General features: G+C 68.8%; 18 protein-coding genes. 11 read left to right on the top strand and 7 right to left on the bottom strand.

Annotation, left to right across the window (positions count from 1 at the left end):
- Window positions 1–194 precede the first annotated feature (194 nt).
- Window positions 195–1,409, bottom strand: coding sequence for an NADP-dependent isocitrate dehydrogenase (locus AC1U89_RS19655; protein ID WP_479901338.1), 1,215 nt, complete (start codon window positions 1,407–1,409; stop codon window positions 195–197).
- Between the two features lie 205 nt (window positions 1,410–1,614).
- On the opposite strand from AC1U89_RS19655, the gene AC1U89_RS19650 reads away from it, so the two are divergent.
- Window positions 1,615–4,122, top strand: a complete 2,508-nt coding sequence (locus AC1U89_RS19650) for an ATP-binding protein (protein WP_479901337.1) — start codon at window positions 1,615–1,617, stop codon at window positions 4,120–4,122.
- Here AC1U89_RS19650 and AC1U89_RS19645 read toward each other — a convergent pair.
- The 3 genes from AC1U89_RS19645 to AC1U89_RS19635 are packed head-to-tail and all read right to left on the bottom strand — an operon-like array spanning window position 4,119 to window position 5,741.
- Window positions 4,119–4,562: an N-acetyltransferase family protein gene (locus AC1U89_RS19645; protein ID WP_479901336.1), complete on the bottom strand. Its 444-nt coding sequence runs from the start codon at window positions 4,560–4,562 to the stop codon at window positions 4,119–4,121. The two genes, AC1U89_RS19650 and AC1U89_RS19645, sit on opposite strands and share 4 nt — an antisense overlap.
- A 4-nt stretch (window positions 4,563–4,566) precedes the next feature.
- The gene (locus AC1U89_RS19640) at window positions 4,567–5,148 is read right to left on the bottom strand and encodes a DUF1579 domain-containing protein (protein WP_479901335.1); all 582 of its coding nucleotides are present in this window, start codon (window positions 5,146–5,148) and stop codon (window positions 4,567–4,569) included.
- Window positions 5,149–5,150: 2 nt separating this feature from the next.
- Window positions 5,151–5,741, bottom strand: coding sequence for a DUF1579 domain-containing protein (locus AC1U89_RS19635; protein WP_479901334.1), 591 nt, complete (start codon window positions 5,739–5,741; stop codon window positions 5,151–5,153).
- A gap of 139 nt (window positions 5,742–5,880) precedes the next feature.
- Here AC1U89_RS19635 and pdxR point away from each other — a divergent pair, with 139 nt between their 5' ends.
- The gene (gene pdxR, locus AC1U89_RS19630; RefSeq protein WP_479901333.1) at window positions 5,881–7,281 is read left to right on the top strand and encodes a MocR-like pyridoxine biosynthesis transcription factor PdxR; all 1,401 of its coding nucleotides are present in this window, start codon (window positions 5,881–5,883) and stop codon (window positions 7,279–7,281) included.
- Here the strand turns inward: pdxR and AC1U89_RS19625 are convergent.
- Entirely contained in the window at window positions 7,265–8,278 is a 1,014-nt protein-coding gene (locus AC1U89_RS19625; RefSeq protein ID WP_479901332.1) for a serine hydrolase, read from the bottom strand. The genes pdxR and AC1U89_RS19625 overlap by 17 nt on opposite strands.
- A 102-nt stretch (window positions 8,279–8,380) precedes the next feature.
- Between AC1U89_RS19625 and AC1U89_RS19620 the strand changes: the two genes are divergently transcribed.
- The 3 genes from AC1U89_RS19620 (at window position 8,381) to AC1U89_RS19610 (ending at window position 12,111) form a co-directional block, all read left to right on the top strand.
- Window positions 8,381–9,214, top strand: coding sequence for an RNA methyltransferase (locus AC1U89_RS19620; protein ID WP_479901331.1), 834 nt, complete (start codon window positions 8,381–8,383; stop codon window positions 9,212–9,214).
- Window positions 9,215–9,290: 76 nt separating this feature from the next.
- Window positions 9,291–10,763, top strand: a complete 1,473-nt coding sequence (locus AC1U89_RS19615; RefSeq protein ID WP_479901330.1) for an OmpP1/FadL family transporter — start codon at window positions 9,291–9,293, stop codon at window positions 10,761–10,763.
- 64 nt (window positions 10,764–10,827) lie between these two features.
- Window positions 10,828–12,111: a DUF1254 domain-containing protein gene (locus AC1U89_RS19610; RefSeq protein WP_479901329.1), complete on the top strand. Its 1,284-nt coding sequence runs from the start codon at window positions 10,828–10,830 to the stop codon at window positions 12,109–12,111.
- Between the two features lies 1 nt (window position 12,112).
- On the opposite strand, the gene AC1U89_RS19605 is transcribed toward AC1U89_RS19610, so the two are convergent.
- Together AC1U89_RS19605 and AC1U89_RS19600 are read right to left on the bottom strand one after the other, a co-directional pair.
- On the bottom strand, window positions 12,113–12,328 hold the full coding sequence (locus AC1U89_RS19605; RefSeq protein ID WP_479901328.1) for a helix-turn-helix transcriptional regulator: 216 nt from the start codon (window positions 12,326–12,328) through the stop codon (window positions 12,113–12,115).
- The gene (locus AC1U89_RS19600; protein WP_479901327.1) at window positions 12,328–12,738 is read right to left on the bottom strand and encodes a hypothetical protein; all 411 of its coding nucleotides are present in this window, start codon (window positions 12,736–12,738) and stop codon (window positions 12,328–12,330) included. The genes AC1U89_RS19605 and AC1U89_RS19600 overlap by 1 nt, the downstream gene beginning before the upstream one ends.
- Window positions 12,739–12,908: 170 nt before the next feature.
- On the opposite strand from AC1U89_RS19600, the gene AC1U89_RS19595 reads away from it, so the two are divergent.
- The 6 genes from AC1U89_RS19595 to rpsD all read left to right on the top strand — a co-directional run bounded on the left by AC1U89_RS19595 (window position 12,909) and on the right by rpsD (window position 17,351).
- Window positions 12,909–14,018, top strand: a complete 1,110-nt coding sequence (locus AC1U89_RS19595) for an S-(hydroxymethyl)glutathione dehydrogenase/class III alcohol dehydrogenase (protein WP_479901326.1) — start codon at window positions 12,909–12,911, stop codon at window positions 14,016–14,018.
- A gap of 165 nt (window positions 14,019–14,183) precedes the next feature.
- Complete coding sequence (gene fghA / locus AC1U89_RS19590) at window positions 14,184–15,029, top strand: S-formylglutathione hydrolase (RefSeq protein WP_479901325.1); 846 nt, start codon at window positions 14,184–14,186, stop codon at window positions 15,027–15,029.
- A 3-nt stretch (window positions 15,030–15,032) separates the two neighbouring features.
- Window positions 15,033–15,260 carry a hypothetical protein gene (locus tag AC1U89_RS19585; RefSeq protein ID WP_479901324.1) on the top strand — a complete coding sequence of 76 codons (228 nt, stop codon included), beginning with the start codon at window positions 15,033–15,035 and terminating at the stop codon, window positions 15,258–15,260.
- Between the two features lie 317 nt (window positions 15,261–15,577).
- Window positions 15,578–16,096 carry a transglutaminase-like cysteine peptidase gene (locus AC1U89_RS19580; protein WP_479901323.1) on the top strand — a complete coding sequence of 173 codons (519 nt, stop codon included), beginning with the start codon at window positions 15,578–15,580 and terminating at the stop codon, window positions 16,094–16,096.
- Between the two features lie 57 nt (window positions 16,097–16,153).
- Window positions 16,154–16,567, top strand: coding sequence for an ExbD/TolR family protein (locus AC1U89_RS19575; RefSeq protein ID WP_479901322.1), 414 nt, complete (start codon window positions 16,154–16,156; stop codon window positions 16,565–16,567).
- A gap of 166 nt (window positions 16,568–16,733) precedes the next feature.
- Window positions 16,734–17,351, top strand: coding sequence for a 30S ribosomal protein S4 (rpsD, locus tag AC1U89_RS19570; RefSeq protein ID WP_479901321.1), 618 nt, complete (start codon window positions 16,734–16,736; stop codon window positions 17,349–17,351).
- Window positions 17,352–17,580: the final 229 nt, after the last annotated feature.

Here is a 17,580-nt window from a genome sequence, read left to right as displayed (position 1 = left end):
GGGTTCGGCGACGTGGACGCCGCTCGCTGGTCGAAATGGTCTGACCAATGTCTCCAAGATATCAGACCCTCAAAACCTGAGGTTTGGAAACCCACAATTCATCGCCTCCCTCGGACAGCGACGAAAGGGGGCGGAAACGAAAAACGCCCCCCGGTTTCCCGAGGGGCGCTTCGTGATCCGTCGATGACCGCGGTTTAGGCCGCCATCGCCTTCTTCAGGTTCTCGTCGATCTTGTCGAGGAAGCCTTCGGTGGTCAGCCACGACTGCTTGTCGCCGACCAGCAGGGCCAGGTCCTTGGTCATGAAGCCGCTCTCGACGGTGTCGATGCAGACCTTCTCCAGGGTGGCGGCGAACTTGGCCAGTTCGGCATTGTCGTCCAGCTTGGCGCGGTGGGCCAGGCCACGGGTCCAGGCGAAGATCGAGGCGATCGAGTTGGTCGAGGTCGATTCGCCCTTCTGATGCTGGCGATAGTGGCGGGTGACGGTGCCGTGGGCGGCTTCGGCTTCCACCGTCTTGCCGTCCGGGGTCATCAGCACCGAGGTCATCAGGCCCAGCGAGCCGAAGCCCTGGGCGACGATGTCCGACTGCACGTCGCCGTCGTAGTTCTTGCAGGCCCAGACGTAGCCGCCAGACCACTTCAGCGCCGAGGCGACCATGTCGTCGATCAGACGGTGCTCGTAGTGGATGCCCTTGGCCTTGAACTTCTCGGCGTATTCGGCGTCGTAGATCTCCTGGAAGATGTCCTTGAAGCGGCCGTCATAGGCCTTGAGGATGGTGTTCTTCGTGGAGAGGTAGACCGGATAGCCGCGGTTCAGGCCGTAGGCGAACGAGGCGTGGGCGAAGTCGCGGATCGACTCGTCGAGGTTGTACATGCCCATGGCCACGCCGGCCGACGGGCTCTTGAACACTTCGTGCTCGATGGTCTGGCCGTCGTCGCCGACGAACTTGATCGACAGCGTGCCCTTGCCCGGGAACAGGAAGTCGGTGGCCTTGTACTGGTCGCCGAAGGCATGGCGGCCGACGATGATCGGCTGGGTCCAGCCCGGCACCAGGCGCGGCACGTTCTGGCAGATGATCGGCTCGCGGAAGATCACGCCGCCCAGGATGTTGCGGATCGTGCCGTTCGGCGACTTCCACATCTTCTTCAGATTGAATTCCGTCACCCGGGCTTCGTCCGGGGTGATGGTGGCGCACTTGACGGCCACGCCGTGCTTCTTGGTCGCCTCGGCCGCGTCGATCGTGACCTGGTCGTTGGTGGCGTCGCGGTTTTCGACCGACAGGTCGTAGTAGTCGAGCTCCAGGTCCAGGTACGGGAAGATCAGCTTATCCTTGATGAGCTTCCAGATGATCCGGGTCATTTCATCGCCGTCCATGTCGACGACGGGGTTGGCGACTTTGATCTTGGCCATTGCGGGGTCTTTCCTCTCGCGGTGGCGCGCCTGTGACTCTTTGGCGCACAGGGCCTGGGAGCGGCGCGGACGGCGTGCCTATAGACTGTTGCGGGCCGGGGGGAAAGCCGAGGTCGAACCGAACCTGTGACGAAGCCGTTCCGGCGCGCTAAGTCTTTGATCCAGGTGTAAATCCTTATTGAGGTTCTTGGGGTACGAACAAGGCGTGAAGAAGCGGGGAGCCATAGCCGACGTCACGTCGCCGCTCGCGCGGCGGCTGTTGGCGATCGTCGCGATCCTGTCCATCGCGGTGACGGGCATGGCCACGGCCGTGACTTTCGTCTTCGTCCAGCGCTCCGCCGCCGACGCCCAGGTCCGCCATCTGGCCGAATACGCCGCCGAGCGGGTCAAGACCGAGGACCGCCTGTTCTCCGACCTGGTCAAGGTGCACGAGGCGGCCTCCGACTCCCTGGCCCGCCGCCTGGCGACGATCGACCCCGCCACGGTGGACCGCGAGTTCGACGCCCTGTTCCCGAAGGTCGGCGACGGCACGCGGCGCACGCCCGACGCGCTGTACGACGGCGGCATGGTGGCCGGCGACTACACCTACGGGATCGGCGGCTTCCTGCGCGACGCCGACACGCTGACCCCGCAGCAGAAGGCCCTGTTCCTGGCCGCAGTCCAGGTGGTCTCGCATACCGGCGAGGCCGAGCTGAACCGCTACGACAACTTCTACTTCTTCACGCCCGACACTCGCCTGGTGATGTTCGGGCCGCGGCGCGCCGACCGCCTGACCTACTACCGCCAGAAGGCCCCGCCCACCTTCGACGTCAGCGGCGAGGAGATGACCCTGCTGACCCTGCCGCAGCAGAATTCGCAGCGGGTGATGAAGTGCACCAAGCTGCGCAAGGTGCTGTCCGACCCCAGCGGTCGGGGCCTGAACTCGGCCTGCATGACGCCCTTCGACTATCGCGGCAAGCAGCTGGGCGCCTGGGGCACCAGCCTGTCGCTGGACTCCTACCTGCTGCGAGCCGTCGAGGACGCGCTGCCGGGCGGGCGCAACATGATCGTGTCGTCGGACGGCGAGCTGATCGCCGCCCCTGGCCTGGCCAAGGACGGCGTCGTCGACTCCCAGACCCTGGTGCGCGCTCAGGCCGACGAGCAGGTGGCCGACGTGGTCCGTCAGATCCGGGCCATCGGGGCCGACACCGGCGCCCTGCGCCACGGCGACCGGGTCATCGCCTACGGCCGCCTGAAGGAGCCCGACTGGTATTTCCTGATGAGTTTCCCGTCCGACGACCTGGTGTGGTCCGCGGTCAAGACCGCGTCCTGGGTGCTGCTGTTCGGCGTGCTGGGCGTGATCGCCCAGGTGGCGCTGCTGTACCGGGTGATGCGCATCACGGTCGAGCGTCCGCTGCGGGTCCTGGCCGACGCCCACCGCACCGGCGAGGTCGAGCAGGCCGAGCCGATCGAGGAGCGCACCGACGAGATCGGCGCCCTGGCCCGCACCCTGCGCAGCCAGCGCGACGGCAATATCGAGCTGCTGCGCTCACTGGAGGAGCGGGTCGCCGAGCGCACCATCKAGCTGGAGCGCGCCAACCAGGCTAAGTCGGTGTTCCTGGCCAACATGTCCCACGAGCTGCGCACGCCGCTGAACGGGGTCATCGCCATCGGCGACCGGCTGGCCGAGGAAAACGACCCGGAACGCCGTCGCGAACTGGCCGCCCTGGTCACCTCGTCGGGCCGGCTGCTGGAGCAGGTGCTGAGCGACATCCTGGACGTCTCCAAGATCGAGGCCGGCCAGTTCCAGCTGACCCCGGCGCCGTTCGACCTGGCCACCCTGGTGGGCGGCGTGGCCGAGCTGCACCGCGCCTCGGCCGAGGCCAAGTCGCTGCTGTTCCGTTGGTCGATCGAGCCGGGCGTGGCGGGCAGCTATCTGGGCGACGCCGGCCGCATCAGCCAGATCCTCAACAACCTGCTGGCCAACGCCGTCAAGTTCACGGCCCTGGGCGAGGTGGCCCTGAACGTCGAGCGCACGGCCGATGGGCTCAGCTTCATCGTCAGCGACACCGGCGTCGGCTTCGACGACACCGTGCGCCAGCGGCTGTTCAAGCGCTTCGTCCAGGCCGACCAGTCGATCACCCGCCAGTTCGGCGGCACCGGCCTGGGCCTGTCGATCTGCGCGGCCCTGGCCGAGATGATGGGCGGCCGCATCGACGCCCGCGCCGTGCTGGGCCGTGGGGCGATCTTCCAGGTCGACCTGCCGCTGGAACGGGTCCGCGCCGTCGAGGACGCAGCGCCGGACGACGAGGAGGAGGTCTCGCTGGAAGGCCTGCGGGTGCTGGTCGCCGAGGACCATCCCACCAACCAGAAGGTGGTCGAGATCATCCTCCAGCCGTTCGACGTGGACCTGACCATGGTCGAGGACGGCCAGGCGGCGCTGGAGGCCTTCACCCCCGGCGGCTTCGACGCGATCCTGATGGACATGCAGATGCCGGTCATGGACGGCCTGACCGCCACCCGGCTGATCCGCGAGCGCGAGGCCGCGGCGGGCGTGCCGCCGGTGCTGCTGATCATGCTGACCGCCAACGCCATGGAGGAGCACGTCAAGGCCGCCAAGGCCGTCGGCGCCGACCTCCACCTGGCCAAGCCGGTTCGCCCGGCCCAGCTGCTGGAGGCCCTGGCGCGGACGAGGATGGCGCGCGGCGCCTCGGCCTTGACCGTCGCGGGCTAGGCCAGGCTCAGCCCGTACTCCAGGAACTCCGTCTGCCGCCGCCAGCCCAGGCTCTCGTAGAGCCGCTGGGCCGCCTGGTTGCCGACGGCGGTCTGCAGCGACAGGCCGGCCGCGCCCGCCGCCCGGGCATGGGCGACGGCCGCCGTGACCAGGCCGCGTCCCGCCCCGCCGCGCCGGGCATGCGGCTCGACATAGAGGTCGTTGAGCACGAAGGTCCGGGCCGCGCCCACCGACGAGAAGCCGGGATAGAGCTGGACGAAGCCCACGGCGCGCCCGGCCTCGAGGGCCAGGAACACCACCGACTCCCCGCGGTCCATCCGCGCKGCCAGGAAGCCGAAGGCCCGTTCCGGATCGGACGGCCGACCGTAGAACTGGCGATAGCGGTCGAACATTGGGGCCAGGGCCGGCAGGTCGGCGGGCAGGGCGCGACGGATTTCCATGCCCTCACGCCGTCCGCGAATAGCGCATGACCCAGTTGATCTCCCAGGTCTTGCCGCCGTCGGGCGAGAAGGCCTGGTCCCATTGCGCCTCGTTGGGCGACAGCGACGAGAACCGGCCGCGCACCACAATCGGCCGCCCCTCGAAGACGTCGTCGGAGAGGAAGGTGCCGACCCCGTCGCGGAACCGCCCGATCCCCGGCTTGTCGATCGTCAGCGGATCGGCCGCGCTGAGGTACCAGTCCGCCCACGTGTCGGTCCTGGCGTCATAGGCCCGCAGGCCCAGGCCGCTGGACGGACCGCTGGCGCGCCGGGCGACGCTTTCGTTGAGATTGACCACGCCGCCCAGCAGGGCCAGGCAGACGGTCGAGCCCTCGAACGTCTCCCAGTCGTCGTTCCCGGCCAGCCGCTTGCGCAGCCGCCGGTGGCTCACCCGCCAGGAGCCCAGGAAGAAGTCGAAGTCGCGGATCGAGCCGCCGCCCGCCGGTCCGAGCTCTTGAGCGAAGGCTCGGCGCGCGGCGCCCAGGGCGGGCGAGGCCGCCAGAGCCAGGGCCAGCACCGTCCGCCGGTCGGGATCGAGACGGACCACGCTCAGTCAACCTTCGTGAAGTCTGAATACCAGTTGGTCTCCCAGGTCTTGCCGCCGTCGGGCGAGAAGGCCTGCTCCCAATGGGCCGAGGTGGCGGTGATGCCCGACCAGGTGAACCGCACCTTGATCGGCTTCCCGCGCAGGGTGTCGTCGGCGTAGAAGGTCCCGACGCCGTCGACGAAGCGGCCCTTTACCGGCGGGTCGAGGGGGCCGTGCGGATTGCGGCTGTCCAGCCACCAGATCGCCCACTGGCCCGTGGCCGGGTCGTAGGCCCGCATCGTGAAGCCCCAGTAGTCGCCGGCCGGCAGGCGCAGCAGGTTGTCGTCGGCGTTGCCCCGGCCGTCCAGGGTCTTCCACCAGACCTGTTCGCCGGTGAACGCCTGCCACTCGGTGCTGCCGGCCAGGCGCTCCTTCAGGCGGCGATGGCTCACGCGCCACTTGCCGACCCTCAGGTCGAAGGCGTGCAGGCCCGAAAGGTCGGCCGGCGGCTTGGCCTTGACGTTGTCCTGCGAGGCCAGGGCCGGGGCTGCGGTCGCCAGGGCCAGGCCCAGGCCCAGGATCGCCGCTCCCAGGAGGTTCGCTCCAGCTTTCATCGTCGGTCTCCCTGTTCGTCGGGAGGATGGCAGGGGCGCCGCGAGGGACGAGAGCCAATCGGGACGATCCTTGGGGCGCCACGGGGAGGGGCCAAGGCAACCCTTGAGCCCGCCGCCGACCACGCGCACAACAGCCTCGATGAACGCCGTTCCCGAATTCGCACTGGAGCTTCGGCTGCCGGCCGCCGGATCGCGGGAGGTGCGCCGTCGGCTGCACGAGCAGTTGCGCCAAGCGATCCTGGCCGGGCGACTGGCGCCCGGTGTCCAGCTTCCCGCCAGCCGCGCCCTGGCCGATCAACTGGGCCTGTCGCGCAACACGGTGATGGCGGTCTACGACATGCTGCTGGGCGAGGGCTGCCTGGTCGCCCGGCCGGGAGCGGGCACCTTCGTCGCGCCCGCGGCGTCCAGGCCAGCGAGCAGCGCGGAGACTCGCGCGGCTCCCGCAGTCACCTACAACCTGCGGCCCGGCCGGCCCGACGCGACGCGGTTCCCGTTCGACATCTGGGGGCGGCTGACCGGTCGGGCCCTGCGGCGCTATTCGCGTGACCCGGCCGTCTATCGCGAGCCCTGCGGCCATCCGGCCCTGCGCGAGGCCATAGCCGGCCACCTGTCGTTCGCCCGCGCCATCGCCTGCGCGCCCGACGACGTGATCGTCACGGTCGGCGCCCAGCAGGCCTTCGACCTGGTGGTCCGCGCCCTGACGCCGCCCGAGCGCAGGATCGTGGCGGTGGAAGACCCTGGCTATCCCGCCGCCCGCGCGGCCTTCGCCGCCGCCGGGGCCGACGTCCGCGCCGTGCCGGTCGACGCCGAGGGGCTGGTGGTCGAGGCCCTGCCGCCCGACGCGGCCCTGATCTGCGTGACGCCCTCGCAGTTCCCGACCGGCGTGACCCTCTCGCCGCGCCGGCGCCAGGCCCTGCTGGCCTTCGCCGCCGCCCGCGACGCGGTGGTCGTGGAGGACGACTACGGCGGCGAGTTCCGCTTCGACGGGCCGCCGCTGGACACCTTGCGGATGCTCGATCGCGACGAGCGCGTGGTCTATGTCGGCACCTTCTCCCAGAGTCTGCTGCCGGCCCTGCGCATCGGCTTCGTCGTCGCTCCCGGCCGCTTCCGCGCGGCCCTGACCGAGGCCCGGGCCCACAGTGACTGGCACGGACCGGCGATCGAGCACGCCACCCTGGCCGACTTCATCGGCGAGGGGCATCTGGCCCGTCACGTCCGGCGGATGCGCGGGATCTACGCCGAACGGCGCTTGGTCCTGCTGCGGGCCCTGGCCCGCGATTGCGCCGGCCTGCTGGACCCGGTCGCGCCGTCCTCAGGCCTGCACCTGGCCGCGCGTTTGGCTGATGACGTCGATGTCGAGGCGGTGGTCGCGCGAGCAGCGCGGGCAGGCGTGGCCTTGGAGGACCTCGCCGCCTTCACCGCCGAGGGGGCGTCGCCGCCCGGCCTGGCGCTGGGCTATGGCCAGATCGAGGCCGGTCGCATCGACGAGACCGTCGCGATCCTGGCCGAGGCGATCCGCGCCTCTATTTCGCGGCCTTGATCACCACCCGGCCCACGTCGGCGATCGCCTTCTCCTGCTCGACCAGCGGCAGGGGCGAGCCCGAGATGAACACCACGACGGCGAACTTGCGGCCGTCCTTCAGGGTGTAGACGCCGATGTCGTTGACCACCGGGGTGAAGCCCTGGTCGGTGCGGGCCGTGCCGGGGACGTGGACCAGTTGGGCGTCCCGGGGCAGGGCGGCTCCCAGACGGTCGGGTCCGGCGGTCACCTGGCGGGTGATCCCGCCCAGCAGGCGGCGGGAGTCGGTGTCCAGCAGCTCGGCCTGGTTCAGGGCCTCCAGGAAGCGCAGGGCGCCCAGGGGCGTGGCGGTGTCGCGCGGGTCGGACAGATAGGCGTGGATCGCCCGCCGGCGTTCGACGGGCGGGACCTTGTCGAGGGCGGCGCGATAGGCGGCCTCGCCCTTCCAGTCCGCGCGGAACGAGGCCAGGCCTAGGCTGTCGGGTTGCAGCTGGCGCTCGTAACGGTCGATGTCCAGGTTCATGACCTTGCGGCCCTGCAGCCAGGCGGTCACGGCCCCCGGGCCGCCGACGCGCTTCATCAGGACGTCGGCGGCGGTGTTGTCGCCGTCGCGGACCGCGCGCTCCAGCAGTTCCTGGACGGTATGGGTCGAGGGGCCCGTCCAGGCGTCGGCCAGCGGGCTGGGCGGCGGCGACAGATCGACGTCTTCGATCAGCAGTTGGTCGTCCAGCCGCAGGCGCTTGCCCTCGACCTCGGCCATCACCGCTGCGCCCAGCGGGGCCTTGGCGATGTTCTGCAGGGGGAAGCGCCGCTCGCCGTTGAACGAGATGATCTGGCCGGTGCTGAGGTCCTCCAGGCCCACGCCCAATTGGCCGGGGGCGACGCGGTCGGCGATGGGCTGGAAGTTGGCCGTCAGCTTCTGGCGGTCGAACAGCGGGTCCTTCTGGCCCAGCATCGGCGGCTCGCCGCAACCGGCCAGGACGAGGGTCAGGAGAAGGGCGACGAAGGGGCGGAGCATGGCGATCCCGGTGAGCTTCAGCACGAGCTGGACCGGGGCTAAACGCGCGAACCGCCATCGTGGGGCTTGCGCCGCGCGGCGGTCCGGCGGCAAAGGGTGGCGATGACTTCGAAGAACCTCCCGCCCTGCGTGATCCTGAACCAGCCGCAACTGGCCGAGAACATCGGGGCCGTCGCCCGGGTGATGGCCAATTTCGGCCTGTCGGACCTGCGCCTGGTCAAGCCGCGCGACGGCTGGCCGCAGGAGCGCGCCTGGGCCAGCGCCTCGGGCGCCAATTGGCCGCTGGACGACGCCAAGGTGTTCGACCGGCTGGAAGACGCCATCGCCGACCTCAAGCTGGTGTTCGCCACCACGGCCCGGCCGCGCGAGACCCGCCTGCCGGTCTATACGCCGCGCGAGGCCGCCGGCCACCTGGCGGCCGACGTCGCCCAGGGCTATGCCGTGGGCCTGCTGTTCGGCGGCGAGCGGGCGGGGCTGGAGACCGACGACATCGCCCTGTGCCAGGCCATCGTCTCGATCCCGATCGACGAGCGCTTCCGGTCGCTGAACCTGGCACAGGCGGTGTCGATCAACGCCTACGAATGGAAGATGACCCAGGACGACCGGCCGTGGTCGCGGTTCGAGTACAACGTCGCCGAGCCGGCCGACCAGTCCAGCCTGCTGGGCCTGTACGGCCAGCTGGAGGACGAGCTGGAGAAGGCCGGCTTCTACCATCCGCCCGAGAAGAAGCCGTCAATGGTCCGCAACCTGCGGGCCCCCCTGGCGCGGGCCAGGCTGACCGAGCAGGAGGTGCGCACCTTCCGCGGCGTGGTCACCGCCCTGTCGAAAGGGCGGGGCCGGGTGTTGGCCAAGCTGGCCGAGCAGAAGGCGCGCAAGGCGGCCGAAACGCCCGCCGAAACTTCCGTCACGGAAGGCGAACAAGGCTCCGAAACCTAGTCGGAACCAATTTCTCCCTGGCCACGTTTCGGGCTCGAGACGGCCAATGTCGGATGGCCGACAGGGAGGAAACAGCGTGATCAAGGGTCTTGGGACCTGGCTCGCCTTGGGCGTGGCCGGAAGCGTGATGGCCTGCGCCTCGACCGCGGCGGCGGGGGCGTTCTACATTCAGGAGCAGTCGGTGAAGGGCATGGGCCGCGCCTATTCCGGCGAGGTCACCGACACCGGCGCGGAGTCGATGTTCTGGAACCCGGCGGCCATCGGCCGGCTGGAGGGCAAGGAGGTCTATACGGGCCTGTCGGGCGTCAAGGTCGACGGTACGGTGACCGACGAGGGCTCGACCCTGCAGCGGCCCACCCTGAACATCCCGTCGGTGCTGGGCACGCCCATTCCGGGCCTCCCCAGCGGCGTCACCGGCCTGCTGAGCGGCGTGCTACCCGGCCTGACCAACGGCGTGCTGATCCCCACCCTGAACAGCCTGCCCAACATCGCCCTGCTTCCGCCCCAGCCGGTGGGCGGCAATCCGGTGGCCAAGGACCCGATCCCCAAGTCGGTGGTGCCCAATTTCGCCTTCGCCATGCCGGTCACCGACCGGATCGCCGTGGGCATCGGGATCAACGCCCCGTTCAACGCCATCACCACCTATGACGGCGACAGCTGGGTGCGCTACGGCGCCATCAAGTCGCGGTTCCTGAACATCAACATGCAGACCGCCGTATCGATGCGGGTCACCGACTGGCTCAATGTCGGGGTGGGCGGCAACGTCGACTATTTCGACGCCACCTTCAGCCAGATGGCGCCCGACCTGATCGCGCCGTTCCCGGACGGCAAGATCGAGGTCAAGGGCAGCGACACCCGCTTCGGCTGGAACGCCGGGGCCCAGCTGCGGGCGGCCAAGTGGGCGACGATCGGCGCCAGCTACCGCTCGGGCTACAAGCACCACCTGGACGGCGACGTGACCATCTACGGGTTCCAGGGTCCGTTCGCCCTGGTCACCAGCAAGCAGGAAGCCACCACCAACTTCGACCTGCCGTGGATCGCCACGGCCGGCGTCACCCTGCGTCCGGTGCAGCGCCTGGCCCTGCACGCCCAGGTCCAGCGCTTCGGCTGGAGCGACTTCGACAACGTCCGTGTCGACCTGAAGGGCGCGGGCCAGCTGCTGCCCGGGGCGCTGCTGCCCAAGTCGATCACGGTGCACGAGTTCTACAACGACACCACCAATGTGGCGGTCGGGGCGGACTTCGCCGTCACCGACTGGCTGACCGTGCGGGCGGGGGCCCAGAAGGACCCGACCCCGACCAACGACCTCTATCGCGACCCGCGCGTGCCGGACGGCGACCGCAAGCTCTACAGCGTGGGCACGACCATCACGCCCAGGCCCGGCATGCACTTCGACCTCAGCGCCGCCTACATCAAGTTGAAGGACAGCGCGATCCACAGCGACCAGGTGCTGTACGACGGCACGGCCTTCCCGATGAACCTGTCGCTGCGCGGCCAGTCCGAGGGCAAGGGGCTGGTGATCGGCGGCGGGGCGCGGTTCACCTTCTAGCGGGGCTTGCGGCCCGTCGGCTTCCGTCGTCTTCTCCCGTCAAACAGATGTTGGGGAGGGCGGCATGAACCGTCGGACGTTGCTGCTGAGCGCCGGCGCCGCCGGCCTGGCCGTGATGGCCGGGCCGGCCCTGGCGCAGGGCTTCCAGATCTCGCCCGCCGCCCAGGCGTGGCTCTACGCCCTGCCGCTGATCGAGATGGCTACCACCCGAGCGCGGTTGCTTAAGGCGCCCGGCGCGGCGATCAACACGCTGACCCACGGACGGGTGCTGGCCGATCACGCCGCCCGCGCCGTGACCACGCCCAACAACGACACGCTCTACTCGACCGCCTTCCTGGACCTGACCCAGGGTCCGGTCACCCTGACCGTCCCGCCGACCGGCGCGCGCTACTGGTCGGCGGCGATCATGGACATGTTCACCAACAACAACGCCGTGCTGGGCCTGCGCACGGTGGGCGGGGAGGGCGGGACCTACACCCTGGTCGGGCCGGGCCAGCCGTCGAAGGGACCCAACCCGGTGCGGGTGGCCACGCCGCACGCCTGGCTGCTGGTGCGCACCCTGGTGGCCGACGCGGCCGACCTGCCGGCCGCCCACAAGGCGCAGGATGGTTTCGGGCTGACGGGACCCAAGGGCGCCGCGCCGCCGGCCTACGCCACGCGCGACGCCGGGGCGGCCGACTATTTCGCCGCCGCCCGGGCGCTGCTGGCCGCCGATCCGGCTCCGGCCACCGACGGGAAGATCCTGCGCAAGAGCGCCGCCTTCCTGGGCGCGGGACCGTTCGACGCCGCCGCCGCCGAGGCCGGCGCCGACCAGGCCCGGATGATCGCCCAGTTCGCCAAGGGCCGGCAGGTCTTCACCGACGGCTGGGCCTATCCGCGCGCCAATCTGGGCGACTACGGCCAGGACTACATCTACCGCGCTATTGTCGCCCTGATGGGGCTGGGGGCGCTGCCGGTGGCCGAGGCCATGTACATGAGGGCCGGCGGCGACGACGGGACGGGGGTGTTCACCGGCGACGGTCCCTACCGCCTGACCTTGCCCGCCGACTTGCCGGTGGACGCCTTCTGGTCGCTGTCGATGTACGAGGTCATGGACGACGGCCAGCTGTTCTTCACCGACAACCCGATCCGGCGCTACGCGATCGGCGACCGCACCCCGGGCCTGAAGCGGGAGGCCGACGGCTCGGTGACCCTGTGGATCGGCCGGACCGATCCCGGCGGCGACCGCTCGGCCAACTGGCTGCCGGCGCCGAAGTCGGGACCGTTCGCCCTGTACCTGCGCACCTACCTGCCCAGGGCCGAGCTGCTGGGCGGACAGTTCCGGTTCAAGCCGGTGGAGAAGGCCTGACCTAGCCCTCCCACTGGAACACCCGCTCGATCCCCACGCCGAACACCTGGGCGATCCTGAAGGCGGCCTCCAGCGAGGGCGAGTACTTGCCCTGTTCGATGGCGGCGACGGTCTGGCGGGTCATGCCGATGCGGGCGGCGAGGTCGGCCTGGGTCATCTCGCCGTGCTCGAAGCGCAGGCGGCGGATGTCGTTGCGGATCGGGGGCGGGGCCGGCATCAGCAGGCCCGCCGGTAGCCGAGGATGATACCGCCGTGCCGGGCCAGCTCCGACACCGCCAGGGCCAGGATCACGGCGTTGGCCATCAGGGTCTTGTMGAAGAAGTAGACGGTGATCGCCGCGCCCATCGCCGCCACCTGCAGCACGTAGAAGGCCCGGGTCGAGGCGGTCAGGTCGATCAGCCGCTCGCGTTCGTCCTGGGGACCGCGCGGCTCGCGGTTCAGGGCGGACAGGACGATCTGCAGACCCACCTGCAGCACCACCAGCACGAAGATGCAGGTGGTCAGCGGACCCGCGAACCCGACCGGGCGTCCCGCCGCGGCGGCCTGGCCGACATAGGCGAAATAGGCCCCATAGACGACCAGGGTCGTCCAGAAGGAAATCCACGCGCTCTTTTCTCGCAAGGCCATGATTGGCTCCCGTGATGTCAAATATATTATACATTGAGTGCGCTTAGCGCGTCACGATGTCAATAATTTTTAACATAACGGAGAAAGCGACGTTATCGCGATCCGTCGGGACTGGCTCGCGCCGCCAAGCCTTGGCAAGGTGCCGCCGACTCGAATTCGGAGACCTCGCCATGAAGACCCGCGCCGCCGTCGCCTTCGCCGCCAAGCAGCCGCTGGAGATCGTCGAGGTCGACCTGGAAGGCCCCAAGGCCGGCGAAGTGCTGATCGAGATCAAGGCCACGGGCGTGTGCCACACCGACGCCTACACGCTGGACGGCCTGGACAGCGAAGGGCTATTCCCCTCGATCCTGGGCCACGAGGGCGCGGGCGTGGTGGTCGAGGTCGGGCCCGGCGTCACCAGCCTGGCGGTCGGCGACCACGTGATCCCGCTCTACACGCCCGAATGCCGCCAGTGCAAAAGCTGCCTTTCGGGCAAGACCAACCTCTGCACGGCTATCCGCGCCACCCAGGGCAAGGGCCTGATGCCGGACGGCACCAGCCGCTTCTCCTACAAGGGCCAGACGATCCACCACTACATGGGCTGCTCGACCTTCTCGAACTACACGGTCCTGCCCGAGATCGCCGTGGCCCGCATCCGCAAGGACGCGCCGTTCAAGACCGCCTGCTACTGCGGCTGCGGCGTGACCACCGGCGTGGGCGCGGTGACCAACACCGCCAAGGTCGAGCCGGGCGCCAACGCGGTGGTGTTCGGCCTGGGCGGCATCGGCCTGAACGTCATCCAGGGCCTGAAGCTGGTGGGCGCCAACATGATCGTCGGCGTCGACATCAATCCGGACCGCGAGGAATGGGGCCGCAAGTTCGGCATGACCCACTTCGTGAACCCCAAGACCATCGACGGCGACATCGTCGCCCACTTGGTGGCCCTGACCGACGGCGGGGCGGACTACACCTTCGACGCCACCGGCAACACCACGGTCATGCGCCAGGCGCTGGAAGCCTGCCATCGCGGCTGGGGCGAAAGCATCATCATCGGCGTGGCCGAGGCCGGCAAGGAGATCGCCACGCGGCCGTTCCAGCTGGTCACCGGCCGGGTCTGGAAGGGCACGGCCTTTGGCGGCGCGCGCGGCCGCACCGACACGCCGAAGATCGTCGACTGGTACATGGACGGCAAGATCCAGATCGACCCGATGATCACCCACGTCCTGCCGCTGGAACGCATCAACGAGGCCTTCGACCTGATGCACGCCGGCGAGAGCATCCGCACGGTGGTGACGTTCTAGAGTTCTGTCCTTCTCCCCTTGTGGGAGAAGGTGTCGCCGCAGGCGACGGATGAGGGGTTGGAGGTCAGTTCAGCCGCGCACGGCGACGCCAGTGCGACCCCTCATCCGACCTGCTTCGCAGGCCACCTTCTCCCGCAAGGGGAGAAGGATTTCGAGAACCGCCCGATGTCCGACGTTGAAGTCCTGAACACCCACCGCACCCAGGGCGGAACCCTGCGCTACTGCCGTCACGACAGCGCCAGCACGGGCACGCCGATGAAGTTCACGGTCTGGACACCGGACGGGGAGGGGCCGTTCCCGTATCTGGTGTGGCTGTCGGGCCTGACCTGCACCGAGGACAACTTCACGATCAAGTCCGGCGTCTACGAGCACGCGGCCAGGCACGGGATCGCCATCGTCGCGCCTGACACCAGCCCGCGCGGCGAGGGCGTGGCCGACGATCCGGCCTACGACCTGGGGCAGGGCGCGGGCTTCTATGTCGACGCCACTCAGGCGCCGTGGGCGCCGCACTTCAAGATGTACTCGTACGTGACGAAGGACCTGCTGGAAGCCGTCGACGGCGCCTTCCCGCTCGACCCGGCGCGGCGGGGAATCTCCGGCCACTCGATGGGCGGTCACGGCGCCCTGACCATCGCCCTCCGCAACCCGGACCTGTTCAGGTCGGTCAGCGCCTTCTCGCCGATCGTCTCGACGCTGAACTGCCCGTGGGGCGACAAGGCGATGACCGCCTATCTGGGGCCGGACCGCGCCGCCTGGCGGGCCCACGACGCCTGCGCCCTGATCGAGGACGGGGCGGGGGCGGGCTTCGACGAGATCCTGATCGACCAGGGCCTGGCCGACAGCTTCCTGGAAAGCCAGCTCAAGCCCGAGCTGATCGAAGCCGCCGCGGCCCAGGCCGGCCGCAAGGTGACGGTGCGCCGTCAGGACGGCTACGACCACAGCTACTTCTTCATCGCCACGTTCCTCGGCGACCACGTGGCCTGGCACGCGAAGCGGCTCGTGGCGGGCTAGCCGATGAAGGCGCTGTTCACGCTGCGGGCGCTGCTGGTGGAGGCCGTGCTCGGGGCCTATCTGGCGGGCATGGGCTGGCTCCTGCTGTCCAACCCGCGCGTGCTGCTGGTCTATGGCGGCCTGGGCGCGGTGATGACGGTCATCGCCTATGCCCTGTGGCGAGGCCGCAAGCGGGCGGCGAAGGAAGCCTCGCGGCAGGTCCGCGTCCGCCTCGACCTGGATCGGCCCTAGGGCGGTCATGAACGAGCGGGCGTTTCTCGCTCGCTATGCGTCGCAGATGCACGATGATTGAGCAAGACTAGGTGGATTCTTGATCAATGACGCCGCGTTCATTTTTTGAATCGTCGTCGCTTCGAGCATGTATCCATGCGAAATACTTGGCCTAATTGCGGCTTAGATTGTCGCAAGCTCAACAACTTGACCGTTCGCCTTTAATCGAACACACGGAAATGCAACTGTGGCGCTAGTGAAGTGGCGTGTGAGTTGTCATGTTCGCTTGGCGTACCCGATTTCAGCGCAGGCCGTCCACGGACCCTCGGGGCCGTGTCGTGACCCTTCGCAAGGCGTTTCTGGTCGGCGCCGGCGTCGGCGCGCTCTGCGGATTCCTGGCGGCCGCCTACATCGTCGGCTCCAGCGCCCGGGCGCGAGCCACGCGTTGCGCCGCCCTGACCGGTGAAGCCCAACTGCAGTGCGTGACGCGCGAGACCAACAAGCGCATCGCGATCGTCGACGACCTGGACCACTACGGGGTCGACGACGTCTGGGTCGAGGCGCCCGCCGACGGCAAGGGCGATTGCGAGGACTTCGCCCTGACCAAGGCCCGCGTCCTGCAGCAACTGGGCTGGAGCGCCTCGCGCATGCAACTGGCCGTTTTCGGCTACGGCAGGCAGGCCCACGCCGTGCTGGTGGTCGACGACACCTATGTTCTGGACAACCTGTCGCCATGGGTCGGGCGCTGGAAGCACTACAGCCCCCGGAACATGGGCGTGTACCCGATCGAGGTGGCGCGATCGCTGCGGCGGTTCACGCCGGGCCTGATGAACACCGCCGTCGCGGCGACCCGGTAGCGGAAGCTTGCGCCCGCCGTCCGGCCGGACCAGTCTGGGCGCCTGGGGGAGCGACCAATGGCGCGACGATTGACCGGACGGTTCGAGGCGCGGCCGATGGCGGCGATCAACCTGACGCCGCTGATCCCCGTGCTGCTGGCGGTGTTTGCGGTGGTGGCGATCGCCGCTTCGTCCACGAAGTCTGGTGTTCAGCTGGATCAGCCGCCGATGGATTGTTTCGGCGTCTGCAGGTCGCCCGCTGCGTTCTTTGTCAGTCTGCGAAGCGACGGCGCGGCCTTCGTGGGGGACCGTCAGGTTCGGGATGCGGATGTGGTTCCTCTGTTGCTCCACGAGATCCACGGGCGAGAGGACTATTCGCTTTCGATCCGTTTCGACGCCGAAGTGCCCTACGGCCGCATGTTCGCGATGATGCGGGCCTTGCATGAAGCCGGGCTGAAGCAGCCCCGGCTGCTCAACGAGGACATCCATTAGACAGTCACGGCTGATTGACTCCCCGCCGCCCCTCCGTCATATACCGCCCCTTCTCGCTGCCGGCTTGCCGGACGGCGCGAAAATCGCATGACGGAATGACCCGAAGCCGCCGTTGAGATCGCACCCTTCCGAGGGAGCCGGCCCGGATCGATATGAAGAGTGACTTATGTCCAAGCGCCATAGCGCCAAGTACAAGATCGACCGCCGTATGGGCGAAAACCTCTGGGGCCGGCCGAAGTCGCCGGTGAACCAGCGGTCCTACGGCCCCGGCCAGCACGGCCAGCGCCGCAAGCAGAAGGTTTCGGACTTCGGCCTGCAGCTGCGCGCCAAGCAGAAGCTGAAGGGTTACTACGGCAACCTGACCGAGAAGCAATTCTCGCGCACCTACGAGGAAGCCGCCCGCCGCAAGGGCAACACCTCGGAAAACCTGATCGGCCTGCTCGAGTCGCGCCTGGACGCCATCGTCTACCGCGCCAAGTTCGTGCCGACCGTGTTCGCCGCCCGTCAGTTCGTGAACCACGGCCACGTGCAGGTGAACGGCAAGCGCGTGAACATCGCTTCGTACCGCTGCAAGGCCGGCGACGTGATCACCGTCCGCGAAAAGTCGCGCAACATGGCCCTGGTGCTGGAAGCCGTCGCTTCGGCCGAGCGTGATTTCTGCGACTACGTCACCGTGGACGCCAAGGGCCTGTCGGCCACCTTCGTCCGCGCGCCGGAACTGGCCGAAGTGCCGTATCCGGTGAAGATGGAACCGAACCTCGTCGTCGAATTCTACGCTTCGTAAGCGTCGATCTCGAAGACGATCGGAAAGGCCCCGGAGAAATCCGGGGCCTTTTTCGTTTTCGGCCCTTGAACCGCTTTCCGGGGCTCCTAACTCTCAAGAGCGGGCCGGGCCCCTCTGGCGAGTGATGCAAGCACTCGTGATGTCGGACCGCATCGGGTGTTCTCGATGTGCTTTGGGTCCGGTTATCCCCCCTCCCTCGGATCGGATTCAGCATCGGGAACACCCGATC

The organism is Caulobacter sp. 05T431, assembly GCF_056665975.1.
The sequence above is the reverse complement of the archived record's forward strand: the minus strand, read 5'-3'. Positions and strand labels throughout refer to the sequence as shown.